The organism is Streptomyces antioxidans (assembly GCF_000968685.2).
Taxonomy (GTDB): domain Bacteria; phylum Actinomycetota; class Actinomycetes; order Streptomycetales; family Streptomycetaceae; genus Streptomyces; species Streptomyces antioxidans.
On sequence record NZ_LAKD02000001.1, the window covers coordinates 67,824 to 83,623 of the forward strand.

Sequence of the window (15,800 nt, forward strand, 5' to 3'; positions counted from 1 at the left end):
ATGTCGCACGCACGTCCATCGGACCACAGAGTTGTCCACAGGCCCGGGCGTACGGCCAAACCCCCCGGAAGCACTCGCGTAGCATGGCGGTGAATCGTCCGGTACCCCCTGAGGACTGGAACGGAAGGCCGTTGTCGCGTGAACGCTCAACCACTGCCTGAGCCGCAGGACCGCCCTGCCCGGCTCACCGTCGGGGTCGTCGGCGCGGGCCGCGTCGGCCCGGCCCTCGCCGCCTCGCTGAAACTGGCCGGGCACCGCCCGGTCGCCGCGTCCGGTGTCTCCGACGCCTCCGTGCGCCGGGCCGCCGCCCTGCTCCCCGACGTCCCCGTCGTGCCGCCCTCCGAGGTGCTGGCGCGGGCCGAGCTGGTGCTGCTCACCGTCCCCGACGACGCGCTGCCCGAACTGGTCGGCGGCCTCGCCGAAACCGGCGCGGTGCGCCCCGGGCAGCTGCTGGTGCACACCTCGGGCCGGTACGGGGTCGGCGTGCTGGAGCCCGCGCTGCGGGCCGGTGCGCTGCCGCTCGCACTGCACCCCGTGATGACCTTCACCGGCACCTCGGTGGACGTCCCCAGGCTGGCCGGCTGCTCCTTCGGCGTCACCGCGCCCGAGGAGCTGCGGCTGGCGGCCGAGGCGCTGGTCATCGAGATGGGCGGGGAGCCCGAGTGGATCGCGGAGGAGTCCCGTCCGCTCTATCACGCCGCCCTCGCCGTCGGCGCCAATCACCTCACCACACTGGTCGCCCAGTCCCTGGAGCTGCTGCGCGCGTCCGGCGTCGAGGCCCCCGACCGGATGCTCGGCCCGCTCCTCGGCGCCGCGCTGGACAACGCGCTGCGCAGCGGCGATGCCGCGCTCACTGGTCCGGTCGCGCGCGGCGACGCGGGCACGGTCGCCGCCCATGTCGCCGAGTTGCGGCGGCACGCCCCGCACGCCGTGGCCGGGTATCTGGCCATGGCCCGTACGACCGCGGACCGGGCGCTCGCCCACGGTCTGCTCAAGCCGGAGCTCGCCGAGGACCTGCTGGGCGTGCTCTCGGACGTGACCGACGCGCGGGGCCGGGGAGGGAGCGAGGCATGAGCCCGAGGCTGTGGACCAAGGCACTTCCAGGGGAGCCGGATGTGGAGCTGTTCCGCCATCGCCCGGATCTGGACGCGGCGCTCGCCCACTTCTCCGTGCCGGGGCGCACGGCCGTCGTGATGACCATGGGCGCGCTGCACGACGGGCACGCCTCGCTCATCCGCGCCGCCCGCGCCCGGGTGGGCGCCAAGGGCCTGGTGACCGTCACCGTCTTCGTCAATCCGCTGCAGTTCGGCGTGGGCGAGGACCTGGCCCGCTATCCGCGCACCCTCGACGCCGACCTTAAGGTCGCGGCCGAGGCGGGCGCGGACATCGTCTTCGCCCCCACCGCCGAGGAGGTCTATCCGGGCGGTGAGCCCGGCGTCCGGATCACCGCCGGGACCCTGGGCGAGCGCTATGAGGGCGCCTCCCGCCCCGGCCACTTCGACGGGATGCTCACCGTCGTCGGCAAGCTGCTCCATCTCACCCGCCCCGATATCGCCTTCTTCGGCGAGAAGGACGCCCAGCAGCTGTCGCTGGTCCGCCGGATGGTCCGCGACCTGAACTTCCCGGTGGAGATCGTCGGCGTCCCCACCGTCCGGGAGGGCGACGGGCTCGCCCTCTCCAGCCGTAACCGCTATCTGACGGCCCAGGAGCGGGACACCGCGCTGGCCCTGTCCCGTGCGCTGTTCGCGGGGCGCGACGCGGGGCTGCTGGCGGCCGGGGAGGGCCCGGCCGGGTCCGAGGAGCACGAGCTGATACGGGTCGCGTCGCCCGCCGCGGTGCGGTCCGCGGCGCGGGCGGTGCTCGACGAGGCGGCGGGGCTCGAACCACCCCTCGTGCTGGACTATCTGGCCCTGGCCGACCCCGCCGACTTCACCGAGGTCTCCGACGGGCACACGGGCGAGGCCGTGCTGGCCGTCGCCGCCACGGTCGGCGCCACCCGCCTGATAGACAACATCCGCCTGTGGATCGGAGCCGCCCGATGACCCGTCCGACCGGGCGCCCGGCGGCCGATGCCGCCGCCCCCGCCGCCGCCCTGCGCGCCCCCGCCCCCGGCTGGGCCACCGAGGCCGATGTCGTGGTCGTAGGCTCCGGAGTCGCCGGGCTGACCGTGGCGCTCCGCTGCGCCGCGGCCGGGGCCAGGGTCACCGTGGTCACCAAGGCCCGTCTGGACGACGGCTCCACCCGCTGGGCCCAGGGCGGCATAGCCGCCGCCCTCGGCGAGGGCGACACCCCCGGGCAGCACCTGGACGACACCCTGGTGGCAGGCGCCGGGCTCTGCGACGAGCAGGCCGTACGGGCGCTGGTCACCGAGGGGCCCGACGCGGTGCGCCGACTGATCGCCACCGGCGCCCGCTTCGACGCCGACGACGCCACGGGCGAGATCCTGCTGACCCGCGAGGGCGGTCACCACCGCCGCCGGATCGCCCACGCGGGCGGCGACGCGACGGGTGCGGAGATCTCCCGGGCCCTGGTCGAGGCGGTCCGCGCGGCCGGTATCGACACCGTGGAGAACGCCCTGGTGCTCGATCTGCTCAAGGACGGCACCGGCCGGACGGCCGGGGTCACCCTGCACGTCATGGGCGAGGGCCAGCGGGACGGCGTGGGCGCGGTGCTGGCGGACGCGGTCGTGCTCGCCACGGGCGGCATGGGCCAGATCTTCTCCGCCACCACCAACCCCGCGGTCTCCACCGGCGACGGGGTCGCGCTCGCACTGCGCGCGGGGGCCGAGGTCAGCGATCTGGAGTTCGTACAGTTCCATCCCACGGTGCTGTGGCTGGGCCCGGACGCGGAGGGTCAGCAGCCGCTGGTCTCGGAGGCGGTGCGCGGTGAGGGCGCCCATCTCGTCGACGCCGACGGGGTGCGGTTCATGCGCGGGCAGCACGAGCTGGCCGAGCTGGCGCCCCGTGACATCGTCGCCAAGGGCATCATGCGGCGGATGCAAGAGCGCGGCGCCGAGCATATGTACCTGGACGCCCGCCACTTCGGGGCCCGGATGTGGGAGCGGCGCTTCCCGACCATCCTCGCCGCCTGCCGCGCCCACGGCATCGACCCGGTGACCGAGCCCATCCCGGTCGCCCCGGCCGCGCACTACGCGAGCGGCGGGGTCCGCACCGATCTGCGCGGCCGCACCACCGTTCCCGGTCTCTACGCCTGCGGGGAGGTCGCCTGCACCGGCGTCCACGGCGCCAACCGGCTGGCCTCCAACTCCCTTCTGGAGGGCCTGGTCTTCGCGGAGCGCATCGCGGAGGACATCACGGAAGACCTCGCGCCCGGGGCCGCCGGGTCGTCCGTGGCCGCTCGGCCGTCCGGGCCGTCGGACCCCGGCGTGCCCGGTCTCCCCGCCGCTCCCGGCGGCGCCCCCCTGCTCGCCTCCGAGGCCCGCTACGAGATCCAGCACATCATGACCCACGGCGCCGGAGTGCTCCGCTCCGCCGAGAGCCTGGCCCGCGCCGCCGACCGGCTGGAGCGCGTCCAGGACGACGCCGCGGCGCAGCTGCGGCGGGACGGGAAGACGGCCGAACCCGGGGTCGAGACCTGGGAGGCCACCAACCTCCACCTCGTCGCCCGGGTCCTGGTGGCCGCCGCGCTCCGCCGCGAGGAGACCCGCGGCTGCCACTGGCGCGAGGACCGCCCCGAGCGGGACGACCCGGCCTGGCGCCGCCACCTGCTGGTCACCCTCCGCCCGGACGGCGCCCTCGACCTCCGCGCCACGGACTCCGAAGCGTTTCCCCCATTGACCACCCCCCGAGCCGAGACGGAGTCCCGCCCGTGAGCAGCAGCACGTCCGATGACCGCCAGTCACCCCTGTCCCTGCCGCTGCTTCTCGGTCCCCCCGCCGAGGGGTCGGGCTGCGGCGACGACTGCGGCTGCGGCGGTGACGACGGTGAACTCGACCCGATGGAGTGCGGTCTGGACCCCGACCTGGCCGAGCTGCTGGTCCGCGCCGGACTCGACCCCGTCCAGGTCGAGGACATCGCCCATATGGCCATCGAGGAGGACCTCGACCAGGGCGTGGACGTCACCACGGTGGCCACCGTCCCCGAGGACGCCTTCGCCACCGGCGACTTCACGGCCCGTGAGGCGGGCACCGTCGCGGGGCTGCGGATCGCCGAGGCGATCCTGTCCGTGGTCTGTACGGACGAGTTCGAGGTCGAGCGGCATGTGGAGGACGGCGACCGGGTGGAGCCCGGCCAGAAGCTGCTCAGCGTCCGCACCCGCAGCCGCGACCTGCTCACCGGCGAGCGCAGCGCGCTCAACCTGCTGTGCCGGCTGTCCGGTATCGCGACCGCGACCCGTGCTTGGGCCGACGCGCTCGAGGGCACCAAGACCAGGGTCCGTGACACCCGTAAGACCACCCCGGGGCTGCGCGCCCTGGAGAAGTACGCGGTGCGCTGCGGCGGCGGGGTCAACCACCGGATGTCGCTCTCGGACGCCGCGCTGGTCAAGGACAACCACGTGATCGCGGCGGGCGGTGTCGCGGAGGCGTTCGGCGCCGTACGGGCGGAATTCCCGGATGTGCCGATCGAGGTGGAGGTCGACACCCTGGAGCAGATCCCGCCGGTCCTCGAGGCGGGCGCGGACCTCATCCTGCTGGACAACTTCCCCCCGGAGCGGACCCGCGAGGCCGTCGAGCTGGTCGCCGGGCGCGCCGCCCTGGAGTCCTCGGGACGGCTGACGCTCGCTGGCGCCCGTACGTACGCAGAGACGGGCGTCGACTATCTGGCGGTCGGCGCGCTCACCCACTCCTCCCCGATCCTGGACATCGGCCTGGACCTGCGCGAGGCCGAGGAGAAGTAAGCGATGCTCCTGACCATCGACGTCGGCAATACGCACACCGTGCTCGGCCTCTTCGACGGCGGCGAGATCGTCGAGCACTGGCGGATCTCCACCGACGCCCGCCGCACCGCCGATGAACTCGCCGTGCTGCTGCAGGGCCTGATGGGCATGCACCCGCTGCTCGGCGAGGAGCTGGGCGACGGCATCGCGGGCATCTCCATCTGCTCCACCGTCCCCTCGGTCCTCCACGAGCTGCGCGAGGTGACCCGCCGCTACTACGGCGATGTGCCGTCCGTCCTGGTCGAGCCGGGCGTGAAGACCGGGGTGCCGATCCTGGTGGACAACCCCAAGGAGGTCGGCGCCGACCGGATCATCAACGCGCTGGCCGCCGTGGAGCTGTACGAGGGCCCGTGCGTGGTGGTGGACTTCGGCACCGCGACGACCTTCGACGCGGTCAGCGCGCGCGGGGAGTACGTCGGCGGGGTGATCGCGCCGGGCATCGAGATCTCGGTCGAGGCGCTGGGCGTACGCGGGGCGCAGTTGCGCAAGATCGAGCTGGCCCGCCCGCGCAGCGTGATCGGGAAGAACACGGTGGAGGCCATGCAGTCCGGCATCCTCTACGGCTTCGCGGGCCAGGTGGACGGCATCGTCCGGCGCATGGCGCGCGAGCTCGCCCAGGACCCGGAGGACGTCACCGTGATCGCCACCGGCGGTCTCGCGCCCATGGTGCTAGGAGAATCCTCAGTGATCGATGAGCATGAGCCCTGGTTGACCCTGATCGGCCTCAGACTGGTCTACGAGCGGAACGTCTCGCGCGGCTGAGCACCGGTGATCAGCTCTTCACCTGCTCTTCGCCCGGGTGCTCGACCGCATTGACGGCATTCCGAAACGAATTCCCGCACTCGGATTCGTCCTGCACAACTGATCGCTCTTAGCCAATGAGGCAAGGGGCGGTCAAGGGAAAGACGGCACATCGAATTTCCGTATTGACAAGCGGAACGGCCGTCGACCATGTACACCGGCACCCGGATGCGACGGTCCGCCCCCGGGTGCCGGGCCGGACGGGACCGCCTCGGCGCGGTCCCGTCCGACGCTTCCCCCGTATGGCCGCTCGGCGTCCGCAACGCGCCGCACCGTCCGGCGCTCAGCGAAATTTGTCCGCTTAGCACTTAAAGTCGCCCCATGCCCACGCCATATGGATCCCGCGGCGGAATGGCGTTCAGTGCGGATGAGCTGCGTGTGCTCCGACGCGCCCTCGCCATCGCCCTCCAACCCGACCCCGTCACTCCCTCTGCCGGCCCCCTCGGCCCGGACCGGGCGGAGGAGGTCCAGGACTGTCTCCGGCTCGCCGAGGCCGTGGACGAAGCGGTCCGCGAGGGCGGGCGGCTGCGAGCGTTTCTGCTCGACGAGCTCGCCCGCTACCGCGCCGCACTGCCCGGCGCCGCCGCCGGCTATCTCGAGCAGCTCCAGGGCGCCCTCGCGGCCGGTTATGAGCCACTGGCCGAGGATCTGGCCGCGCTCCGCGCGCTGTGCGGGTCTGCCTCCGCCGGGGGCGGTGCGGCGACGCGCCGGCGTGCGCTGCTGAGCCACTGCGAGCGCCTTGCCGAGCGGGGCGTGCGCGCCCGGCTCGCGGAGCGCGCCGGTGCCGTCGGCGGCGTCGTGGAGCCGCGTACGCGCCCCGCGGCGCCCCGGCTGCGGGCCCTGCCCGGCGGGGTCTCTGCGGCGCCCGTGACGGCCGCGCGGGGGGCCGCCCGCAAGGGGCCCGAGGGGGCGCGCCAGTCCGATGAGCCGAGGCGTGAGCCCCGTAAGAAGCCCACGCCGCCGGAGCACGGCGATCGCGAGGAGCCGAAGCGCAGGGAGCCGGGCCGCCGGGCGCCGCGCCCGGGGCGTCCGGTGCCCACGCCGGCGGAGGTCTTCCCGCCCAAGCGCCGCCGCCCCTCGCCGCCCCCGGAGCACGATTCGCGGCTCGCGCCCGGTGCCGGGGCCCGCTCCGCCTGACCCGCCGCTCCGCCTGACCCGCCGCTCCGCCTGACCCGCCGCCCCGCCTGACCCGCCGCCCCGCCTGCCCCGCCGCCCCGCTGGCCCCGGGCCGCCCCGCCCGGGACCGGTGCCCGGCTCCGGGGGGCCGGGGCGCGCCGCGTAATCTGGTGGTCTCGAGCAAAAGGAGGCCGGAAGCCATGGATTACGTCTCCGCGCTGATCCCGCCCGTCGTAATGGCCGTGGCCTTCACCGCGCTCATCGTGACGATGGTGAAGAGCCAGGGCGGCGCCAACAAGTCCAAGGAGGACGCCGCGGTGGACGCCGCGCTGGCGGCCAGCGCCGAGGCCGAGCGCCCGGCGCCGGAGCGCGAGACCTCCTGATCGGACCGATCACGCCGGACCACGCCCCGCGGACGCAGCCCGTCCCGGGGCGTGTGGCTTTCCCGCCCAAGTGCCCAAGTGCCCGGGCCCCCAGGCTGCCCAAGCGCCCAATCGTTCAGCCGCCCCACCCGGCCAATCGCCCAATCATCCGGACATTCGGGGCATCTCCCACTATTATTCTCGGTGTGCCTAGGCCATTGGGAGATCTCGAAGACGCGGTCATGACGCGGGTGTGGAAGTGGAACCGCCCGGTCACGGTCCGGGAAGTCCTGGAAGACCTTCAGCGGGAACGCTCGATCGCCTACACGACGGTCATGACCGTAATGGACAACCTGCATCACAAGGGCTGGCTGCGCCGTGAGGTGGAAGGGCGCGCCTATCGATATGCCGCGGTCTCCACGCGCGCCGCCTACTCGGCCGCACTGATGAACGAAGCGTGGTCGACCAGTGACAACCCGGCGGCCGCACTCGTCGCGTTCTTCGGGATGATGTCCGAAGAGCAGCGGGACGCACTACGGGATGCCATGCGCGTCGCACAACTGGGGGAGCCGGGGGAGAGCCCCGGTGAGTCGGGGCGATGACACAGGGCGATAGCGTCCGCTCATGTCCTCCCCACTATCAAAAGTAGTCAGCGTCCGCCGCGCCCGGACCAGCGATGTTCGGGCGGTGCGTCGCCTCATCGACTCGTACGTGGACGATCGCATCCTGCTCGACAAAGCCACTGTGACGCTTTACGAGGACATCCAGGAGTTCTGGGTCGCCGAGCGCGACGAGGACGCTGAGGTCATTGGCTGTGGAGCGCTGCACGTCATGTGGGAAGACCTCGCGGAGGTCCGCACTCTCGCCGTCGATCGGACTCTCAAGGGCGCCGGTGTAGGACATCTGGTGCTTGACAAGCTGCTGCAGACCGCACGCTGGCTGGGCGTGCGGCGCATTTTCTGCCTCACCTTCGAAGTCGACTTCTTCGTCAAGCACGGGTTCGTGGAGATCGGCGAGACGCCAGTCGACGGCGATGTCTACAGCGAGCTCCTGCGTTCCTATGACGAGGGCGTCGCCGAGTTCCTGGGTCTCGAACGGGTGAAGCCGAACACCCTTGGCAACAGCCGGATGCTTCTGCAACTGTGATCGCGGGCCCTATGTCCGAATCGCTCCCCTATCACATAGCTCCGGAACATGACCTTCCATGAGGCTTCCCGCTTGGTGGATCGGTCGAACCTTCCCTAGGGGTTTGTGTTTTTCCGGGAAAAGCGGTTTCCTATTCTCTCGTAGTGTAATTACCTGGGGGGTGAGTCATCAGCGGCTAACGCCGCGCCCCCGAGCCCCCCGTTTTCCCTGAAAGGAACCCCATGGCACAGAAGGTTCAGGTCCTTCTTGTCGACGACCTCGACGGCGGCGAGGCGGACGAGACCGTGACGTTCGCTCTGGACGGCAAGAGCTACGAGATCGACCTCACCACCACCAACGCGGACAAGCTCCGTGACGCCCTGGAGCCGTACACCAAGGGCGGCCGGCGCACCGGTGGCCGGGCCTCCGGCGGCCGGGGCAAGGCGCGCGCGGCGGCGGGTGGCGCCGGTCAGGACACCGCGAAGATCCGCGCCTGGGCGAAGGAGAACGGCTACGAGGTCAACGACCGCGGCCGTGTTCCGGCGACCGTCCGTGAGGCGTACGAGAAGGCCAACGGCTGAGCGCGTCACCCTTCCCCGGCTCGCCGCTGCCCAGGCAGCGGCAGGGCGCGCAGCAACCGGGCTCGGTGGCACTCCGTGGCCGCCGCGCTCACGAGCCGTACGAGATCGGGGGCGCCCCCATCGCCCCCGAAGCCTGCCCGCGGCAGCGTCGGCTCCACCCCGCCCTTCGCGTCGGGAGGTCGCAGCCATACGGCGGCCTCCTGCGGGCATCGCTCACCGGGCGCCCCGGCGGCCCGGGGCGGTGGCCAGGAGACGGCGGGGCACGGCGCGGTGATCCGGCCTCCGGCGCCGATCGCGCCCAGGTCCAGGGAGACACCGCCCCACTCCAGCCAGTCGAGCAGCTCCGGAAGCTCGTCCGCGCTGCCAGCGGCCACCAGAAGCCGCATCCAGGCGCCCTCCACCGCGACCGGACCGGTCCGCGGTACGCGCCGCAGCATCGCGGAACCGGCCACGGCCGGCAGTTCGATGACGTCGAAGGCCACCCCCGTGAGCAATTCGACGGGATCGCTGCCGGCCGTCGGCCAGCCCAGCTCCCGCTCGTACCAGCGTGACCGGGCGGCCGGTGCGGACGGCTCAGCGCCGCGGGCCCCGAGGATCATGCCCAGCAGAACTCCCCGCCCGCCCGCTCGGTTACGCGGGCGGTGGCGTTTACCCGGGCGATGACGTCCGTACGTGACGATCTCCGTGCCCGATGACATTCCGTACGCGATGACGTTCCGTACCGGACCGTGCGCGCCCCGTACCCGCAAGGGGTCCCGCAGGGCCGGTGAACGGGCGCAAGGTTGTTCGCCCATAGCGGATGGAACCGGCCCCCACGGCATGGACTGTCCGTGCTTGCGGGTAAGACATCCCTAGTGGGGAGGGGCGGTCCGCGTGTCGGGAGGAAGCGGCGTTCGCCATCGGCGTACTGACGGTGGGCGTAGATGCCTGGCCTGCGGGAACATCGTCTCGCACCATCGGGTTGAAGCAGTTGTCGGCTGTCCGGGCAGGATGTCAGTGGCTGTTTGCCCCGTGCGAGCGGGGGTGATCCGGACGGTTGTCGGCAGTTGGAATGAGCTGTCCCGGGTTGCGGGACTAGCATGCGGAAGGACAGGGAGGGGATCGTCCCCGATCTTTCTGACCGCTCTGAGGAGCGATTAACGATGTTCGAGAGGTTCACCGACCGCGCGCGGCGGGTTGTCGTCCTGGCTCAGGAAGAGGCCCGGATGCTCAACCACAACTACATCGGCACCGAACACATCCTCCTGGGCCTGATCCACGAGGGTGAGGGTGTCGCCGCTAAGGCCCTGGAGAGCCTCGGGATTTCGCTCGAGGCGGTCCGCCAGCAGGTGGAGGAGATCATCGGGCAGGGCCAGCAGGCCCCGTCCGGGCACATCCCCTTCACCCCCCGTGCCAAGAAGGTCCTGGAGCTTTCGCTCCGCGAGGCCCTTCAGCTCGGCCACAACTACATCGGTACGGAGCACATCCTGCTCGGCCTGATCCGCGAGGGCGAGGGCGTCGCCGCCCAGGTCCTCGTGAAGCTGGGCGCCGATCTGAACCGGGTGCGGCAGCAGGTCATCCAGCTGCTCTCCGGCTACCAGGGCAAGGAGGCCGCCACCGCCGGCGGCCCGGCGGAGGGCACTCCCTCCACCTCGCTCGTCCTGGACCAGTTCGGCCGCAATCTCACCCAGGCCGCCCGCGAATCCAAGCTCGACCCGGTCATCGGGCGCGAGAAGGAGATCGAGCGGGTCATGCAGGTGCTCTCGCGCCGCACCAAGAACAACCCGGTCCTCATCGGCGAGCCCGGCGTCGGCAAGACGGCGGTCGTCGAGGGACTGGCCCAGGCCATCGTCAAGGGCGAGGTGCCCGAGACCCTCAAGGACAAGCACCTCTACACCCTGGACCTGGGCGCCCTGGTCGCCGGCTCCCGCTACCGCGGTGACTTCGAGGAGCGCCTGAAGAAGGTGCTCAAGGAGATCCGCACCCGCGGCGACATCATCCTGTTCATCGACGAGCTCCACACCCTGGTGGGTGCGGGCGCCGCCGAGGGCGCGATCGACGCCGCGAGCATCCTGAAGCCGATGCTGGCCCGGGGCGAGCTCCAGACCATCGGCGCGACCACGCTCGACGAGTACCGCAAGTACCTGGAGAAGGACGCGGCCCTGGAGCGCCGCTTCCAGCCCATCCAGGTCGCCGAGCCGTCGCTGCCGCACACCATCGAGATCCTCAAGGGCCTCCGGGACCGCTACGAGGCGCACCACCGCGTCTCGATCACGGACTCGGCCCTGGTCGCGGCCGCCACCCTGGCCGACCGCTACATCTCGGACCGCTTCCTGCCGGACAAGGCGATCGACCTGATCGACGAGGCCGGTTCCCGGATGCGGATCCGCCGGATGACCGCACCGCCGGACCTGCGCGAATTCGACGAGAAGATCGCCGATGTGCGCCGGGAGAAGGAGTCCGCGATCGACTCGCAGGACTTCGAGATGGCCGCGGGCCTGCGCGACAAGGAGAAGCAGCTCCTGGCCGCCAAGGCGAAGCGGGAGAAGGAGTGGAAGGCCGGCGACATGGACGTCGTCGCCGAGGTCGACGAGGAGCTGATCGCGGAGGTCCTGGCCACGGCCACCGGCATCCCGGTCTTCAAGCTCACCGAGGAGGAGTCCTCCCGGCTGCTGCGCATGGAGGACGAGCTGCACAAGCGCGTCATCGGCCAGAAGGACGCCATCAAGGCGCTCTCCCAGGCCATCCGGCGCACGCGTGCGGGCCTCAAGGACCCCAAGCGGCCCGGTGGATCGTTCATCTTCGCGGGCCCGTCCGGTGTCGGTAAGACCGAGCTCAGCAAGACCCTCGCCGAGTTCCTGTTCGGCGATGAGGACGCGATGATCTCGCTCGACATGTCGGAGTTCAGCGAGAAGCACACCGTCTCGCGGCTCTTCGGCTCCCCGCCCGGATACGTGGGTTACGAGGAGGGCGGCCAGCTCACCGAGAAGGTGCGCCGCAAGCCGTTCTCCGTGGTCCTCTTCGACGAGGTCGAGAAGGCCCACCCGGACATCTTCAACTCGCTGCTGCAGATCCTGGAGGACGGTCGGCTGACCGACTCCCAGGGCCGGGTCGTGGACTTCAAGAACACGGTGATCATCATGACCACCAACCTCGGCACCCGGGACATCTCCAAGGGCTTCAACCTGGGCTTCGCCGCCCAGGGCGATGTGAAGACCGGCTACGAGCGGATGAAGAACAAGGTCAACGAGGAGCTGAAGCAGCACTTCCGCCCCGAGTTCCTGAACCGTGTCGATGACACCGTGGTCTTCCACCAGCTCACCGAGGAAGACATCATCCAGATCGTCGACCTCATGATCACCAAGGTGGACGAGCGGCTGAAGGACCGCGACATGGGCATCGAGCTCAGTGGCGAGGCCAAGAAGCTGCTGGCCAAGCGGGGCTACGACCCGGTCCTGGGCGCCCGGCCACTGCGCCGGACGATCCAGCGCGAGGTCGAGGACGTGCTCTCGGAGAAGATCCTCTTCGGCGAGCTGCGTCCGGGCCACATCGTGGTCGTGGACACCGAGGGCGAGGGTGAGGAGAAGAAGTTCACCTTCCGCGGCGAGGAGAAGTCGGCGCTGCCGGACACCCCGCCGATCGAGTCCGCCGCCGGTGGTGCGGGCCCGAACCTCAGCAAGGAGGCGTGACGCACGCGGAGGCGTCCGTTCGCCTCGGGGCCGCCCCGGACCGTTTCCCGGTCCGGGGCGGCCCCCTTTTTGTGCGTACGCCGCGTAGGCGCGCTCTGAGGGGCCCTGGGACGCCCGCGGAGGGGGCAACACCCGGTGGCCACCACGGCCCGGCCCTGAGAGCGCTGAGAGCCCTGTGACGCCCTCGGAGTCCGGACTCGCCCCCGTCCTCCGGCGTTCTCCGGGGCTCCCCTCACGCGCCCGCTGGACTCACCCAGGCCCTCCCGGTTCCCCTCATGCGCCCGCCACGATGACCTGGACGCCCTCCGGGACGCCGGTCACCTCCGCGTTGCGGTGGCTCAGCCGCAGGATCTCCAGCCGCGGGAAGGCGGCCAGCCAGCTCAGGTCCAGCTCCGCGCCCAGGTCATAGGCGAGCCACAGCTCGGTCAGCCGCTCGGCCACCAGGTCGTCGGTCAGCTGCTCCGGGGTGAACGCCCCGGCTATCTGGACGCAGGGGCGGCCGCCGAGCCGCCGCAGCGCCCGCAGCTCCTCCAGGTCCGACACCGGAAAGTCGAGTTCCCGCTCATCGAGATGGGCGATGATTTCCTCGGCGTAGCGGTCGGTGTCATATCGCCGCCAGGCCGCCGCGAGCTGCGCCCGCACCGCCCAGGAGGCGCGGTCCCGCAGCCGGACCAGATAGTCGATCGCGCGGTCGTCGGCTATCGAGGTGGCGGTGACGGCCAGCCGATGGGCTTCCTCATCGGATACTCCGCTGGGATCGGGGAGCATTTCCAGCACGATAGGCCCGATCCAGCCCAGTGCCCGGGCCCCTTCCAGCGAGGTCGGGCGCACCAGATCACGGGTATAGCGATGCACCCGGGAACGCACCTCGGGGTCCAGCTCCGTCGCGTGTTCCAGACATGCGACCGCCAGGAGTTTGCGATGGCGGGCATGGACCGGGCGGGCGTCTTTACGGGCCGCCAGCAGCCCCTCCAGGAGGTAGGCGCATTCATCGGGACGGGCGAGGGAGACGGACATTCTGATCACTTCTTCCCAGTCGTCCAGGTGTGCGTGGTCGATCAGGAAGTCAAAATCGTGCCGTTCGACGACCGCTCGTGCGCTGAGATAGTCCTGGAAGGTTCGGTGCACGAAATCGACCGAACCGGGTGTGGGCTCGCGCAATAGACCGGTTCGGTTGAGCAGATGGCGGTAGATCTCCTCCGGCCCGCCCTGTCGCGCCGCGTGCGGAATGGCCGGGATGTGCCGGCCCAGCGTCTCAAGGGCGGTGGGCCGGTCCATTTCGGACCGGCCGTTGACGAGCATCCAGTGCGCCAGCTTCTGCAGCAGCTGGATCTTCGGTTCCTGGGGGAGGTCGATTCCATCCGGCGGCAGCATGGCGCGCTCGCGGTCGCGCCGTTCCAGGAGCATGGAAAGGGCCGCGTCATAGAGGGCTTTCCGGCCGCGCGGCAGATAGCCGCGGCGGTCCCGGTGCAGTGCGCACAGCAGACCGCACATCAGTGGATTGGTGGCCAGCCGCCCGAGGTCCCGGGTAATCCTTACGGCGTCCAGCAGCGTTTCCTCGTAACCGCTGAGCCGGTCCAGATCGGCCCGGTCGGTGATGTCCTGGCGGGCCGCCGCGTGCCAGCGGCGGATGAAGGCGGTGACGCCCTCGCGGCTGAGCGGGGAGAGTTTCAGCTCGGTGAAGCGCTCGGCGGCGAGCCAGTTCTCCCGTACGGCCGAGGGGCGCGAGGTGACCAGCCAGACATTTCCCGGATAGCGCGCGGGAAGTTCGCGCAGTGCCTCGCGCAGCCGCTCCCGCTCCTCCTCCGGGGCCTCGTCCACGCCGTCCACGAGCAGCAGCCCGCGCCCGCGCGACAGCACCCGTTCGGCCCAACCCGGCGGCTGTGCGACGGCGTGGGGATAGCGGACGGCGGAGAGGAAGGCGTCCGGCTCAGGGAAGCCGTCGCGGCGGAACCGGCGCACGGGGAGCACGAACGGCACCCGCCCGCGCAGCCCCTCCAGCGGGGCCGGGAGGTCGCCGCGCGCCACGGACACCGCGAGCCGCTGCACCAGCGTGGTCTTGCCCGACCCGGCCACGCCCCACAGCAGCACCCGGGTGCGCCCGGCGAGGGCCTGCTCGGCGGGGGCGCTGGGGCCGCCCCCGTCGGTCTCGGTCTCCAGGCTGAGATAGGCGGCGTCCAGCGGCCAGCTGTCGGGGGAGTGGGCCAGATCGATGCCGTAGATCGTCAGATGGTCGTGGGCGGCCACGATGTCGCGGGCGTAGCGCTCCTCGAACCCCGCGTCCTCGGCGGCCGCGACGAAGGGGGAGCGGCGGACGAGGAACCGCAGCAGATGCCCGCAGACGGCCTCCCGCAGCGCGGCGTGCGTCCGGGCGTCGGCCGCGTCCAGCCCCTCGTCGGCGTCGGGGGCGGCGATGGCGAGGTGCCGGGCGAAGGCTTCGGGGCCGAGCCGGACGGCCCGCAGATCGTCCAGGTCGACGGTGCCGAGGGCGTGGAGGGTACGGGCGAGCGCGTCGGTCAGCTCGGGCCGCGCCCCACGCAGCTCCTCTTGGACATACGCTTCGGCGATCCGGGGCAGGTCCCGCTCGGTGAGCGTGCGGTGGTCGCCCTGGAAGGCGACGAGGGAGGCGATGCGGACGGGCCGGTCCACCGGCCCGTCGGCGACGAAGAGTTCCTGGACCAGTGTGGCTACGGCTGCGGGATCCATGAGGCCCCGTCCCCCCGGTGACTGTTGTCCGTCGTATGTCCGTCATAGCGAAGAAGCCACCAGGGTAGGCACGGTCGGTGCCGGATGGGTGGGGGTTCGGCGTGGGTTCCGGGGGCGGCCGGTGGCACGGGGCGGGTGCGTTCAGCCCATGTCCCGGTTTTCGCCGGGCCGGTTGTCGCGGTACCAGCGGCCCCAGCTGTCCAGGAGGTCCGTGATCCGTTCCAGGCTGCGGCCCGTGTCGGTGAGCGCGTACTCGACCCGGGGCGGCACTTCCGCGTGGACCGTGCGGCTGATCAGCCCGTCGGCCTCCAACTCGCGCAACTGGCGGGTCAGCATCCGCTGGGTGACCCCGGGCAGGGTGCGTCGGAGTTCGCCGAAGCGGTGGGTGCCGAGGAAGAGTTTCCTGATGATGGCGAGCTTCCAACGGCCGCCGAGAACCTCCATGGCGATCTCGACCGCGCACTGGTCCTGGGTCTCATCGAGGTTGCCGCGCATCCGGCAACGGTATCCAGAGTGGTACTACGGCACAAAAAAGACCGTACTTG

14 protein-coding genes are annotated in these 15,800 nt (G+C 71.4%); 11 read left to right on the plus strand and 3 right to left on the minus strand.

The window, feature by feature from the left end:
• Window positions 1–138: 138 nt before the first annotated feature.
• From VT50_RS00325 to VT50_RS00370, 10 genes are all read left to right on the plus strand, one after another.
• Entirely contained in the window at window positions 139–1,074 is a 936-nt protein-coding gene (locus VT50_RS00325; protein WP_046086548.1) for a Rossmann-like and DUF2520 domain-containing protein, read from the plus strand.
• On the plus strand, window positions 1,071–2,042 hold the full coding sequence (gene panC / locus VT50_RS00330) for a pantoate--beta-alanine ligase (RefSeq protein WP_046086547.1): 972 nt from the start codon (window positions 1,071–1,073) through the stop codon (window positions 2,040–2,042). The genes VT50_RS00325 and panC overlap by 4 nt, the downstream gene beginning before the upstream one ends.
• A complete protein-coding gene (locus VT50_RS00335) occupies window positions 2,039–3,832 on the plus strand; it encodes an L-aspartate oxidase (protein WP_046086546.1) in 1,794 nt (597 codons plus the stop codon). Before panC ends, VT50_RS00335 begins: the two co-directional genes overlap by 4 nt.
• A 32-nt stretch (window positions 3,833–3,864) precedes the next feature.
• A complete protein-coding gene (gene nadC / locus VT50_RS00340; RefSeq protein ID WP_420822162.1) occupies window positions 3,865–4,857 on the plus strand; it encodes a carboxylating nicotinate-nucleotide diphosphorylase in 993 nt (330 codons plus the stop codon).
• A 3-nt stretch (window positions 4,858–4,860) separates the two neighbouring features.
• Window positions 4,861–5,658, plus strand: a complete 798-nt coding sequence (locus tag VT50_RS00345) for a type III pantothenate kinase (RefSeq protein ID WP_046086544.1) — start codon at window positions 4,861–4,863, stop codon at window positions 5,656–5,658.
• A 360-nt stretch (window positions 5,659–6,018) separates the two neighbouring features.
• Window positions 6,019–6,834, plus strand: a complete 816-nt coding sequence (locus VT50_RS00350; RefSeq protein WP_075200365.1) for a hypothetical protein — start codon at window positions 6,019–6,021, stop codon at window positions 6,832–6,834.
• Between the two features lie 179 nt (window positions 6,835–7,013).
• Window positions 7,014–7,196 (plus strand): hypothetical protein, encoded by a 183-nt coding sequence (locus tag VT50_RS00355; protein WP_046086542.1) that lies wholly within the window; start codon window positions 7,014–7,016, stop codon window positions 7,194–7,196.
• 185 nt (window positions 7,197–7,381) lie between these two features.
• Window positions 7,382–7,777, plus strand: coding sequence for a BlaI/MecI/CopY family transcriptional regulator (locus VT50_RS00360; RefSeq protein ID WP_075200364.1), 396 nt, complete (start codon window positions 7,382–7,384; stop codon window positions 7,775–7,777).
• Window positions 7,778–7,799: 22 nt separating this feature from the next.
• The gene (locus VT50_RS00365; protein ID WP_046086541.1) at window positions 7,800–8,321 is read left to right on the plus strand and encodes an amino-acid N-acetyltransferase; all 522 of its coding nucleotides are present in this window, start codon (window positions 7,800–7,802) and stop codon (window positions 8,319–8,321) included.
• 221 nt (window positions 8,322–8,542) lie between these two features.
• On the plus strand, window positions 8,543–8,881 hold the full coding sequence (locus VT50_RS00370) for a histone-like nucleoid-structuring protein Lsr2 (RefSeq protein ID WP_037960512.1): 339 nt from the start codon (window positions 8,543–8,545) through the stop codon (window positions 8,879–8,881).
• 5 nt (window positions 8,882–8,886) lie between these two features.
• Here VT50_RS00370 and VT50_RS00375 read toward each other — a convergent pair whose 3' ends face one another.
• Window positions 8,887–9,480 carry an SCO3374 family protein gene (locus VT50_RS00375; protein WP_046086540.1) on the minus strand — a complete coding sequence of 198 codons (594 nt, stop codon included), beginning with the start codon at window positions 9,478–9,480 and terminating at the stop codon, window positions 8,887–8,889.
• A 543-nt stretch (window positions 9,481–10,023) separates the two neighbouring features.
• Between VT50_RS00375 and VT50_RS00385 the strand changes: the two genes are divergently transcribed.
• A complete protein-coding gene (locus VT50_RS00385; protein WP_046086539.1) occupies window positions 10,024–12,549 on the plus strand; it encodes an ATP-dependent Clp protease ATP-binding subunit in 2,526 nt (841 codons plus the stop codon).
• Between the two features lie 273 nt (window positions 12,550–12,822).
• Here the strand turns inward: VT50_RS00385 and VT50_RS00390 are convergent, their stop codons facing one another.
• Together VT50_RS00390 and VT50_RS00395 are read right to left on the minus strand one after the other, a co-directional pair.
• Window positions 12,823–15,255 carry an NACHT domain-containing protein gene (locus VT50_RS00390; protein WP_053048584.1) on the minus strand — a complete coding sequence of 811 codons (2,433 nt, stop codon included), beginning with the start codon at window positions 15,253–15,255 and terminating at the stop codon, window positions 12,823–12,825.
• Between the two features lie 141 nt (window positions 15,256–15,396).
• Window positions 15,397–15,750 carry a winged helix-turn-helix transcriptional regulator gene (locus VT50_RS00395; RefSeq protein WP_046086538.1) on the minus strand — a complete coding sequence of 118 codons (354 nt, stop codon included), beginning with the start codon at window positions 15,748–15,750 and terminating at the stop codon, window positions 15,397–15,399.
• Window positions 15,751–15,800 lie beyond the last annotated feature (50 nt).

Coding starts and splice junctions, on each gene's coding strand:
- VT50_RS00335 (WP_046086546.1), top strand. CDS start 2,039: ATGACCCGTCCGACCGGGCGCCCGGCGGCCGATGCCGCCGCCCCCGCC.
- VT50_RS00375 (WP_046086540.1), bottom strand. CDS start 9,480: ATGATCCTCGGGGCCCGCGGCGCTGAGCCGTCCGCACCGGCCGCCCGG.
- VT50_RS00355 (WP_046086542.1), top strand. CDS start 7,014: ATGGATTACGTCTCCGCGCTGATCCCGCCCGTCGTAATGGCCGTGGCC.
- VT50_RS00370 (WP_037960512.1), top strand. CDS start 8,543: ATGGCACAGAAGGTTCAGGTCCTTCTTGTCGACGACCTCGACGGCGGC.
- panC (WP_046086547.1), top strand. CDS start 1,071: ATGAGCCCGAGGCTGTGGACCAAGGCACTTCCAGGGGAGCCGGATGTG.
- VT50_RS00385 (WP_046086539.1), top strand. CDS start 10,024: ATGTTCGAGAGGTTCACCGACCGCGCGCGGCGGGTTGTCGTCCTGGCT.
- VT50_RS00350 (WP_075200365.1), top strand. CDS start 6,019: ATGCCCACGCCATATGGATCCCGCGGCGGAATGGCGTTCAGTGCGGAT.
- VT50_RS00390 (WP_053048584.1), bottom strand. CDS start 15,255: ATGGATCCCGCAGCCGTAGCCACACTGGTCCAGGAACTCTTCGTCGCC.
- VT50_RS00365 (WP_046086541.1), top strand. CDS start 7,800: ATGTCCTCCCCACTATCAAAAGTAGTCAGCGTCCGCCGCGCCCGGACC.
- VT50_RS00395 (WP_046086538.1), bottom strand. CDS start 15,750: ATGCGCGGCAACCTCGATGAGACCCAGGACCAGTGCGCGGTCGAGATC.
- VT50_RS00345 (WP_046086544.1), top strand. CDS start 4,861: ATGCTCCTGACCATCGACGTCGGCAATACGCACACCGTGCTCGGCCTC.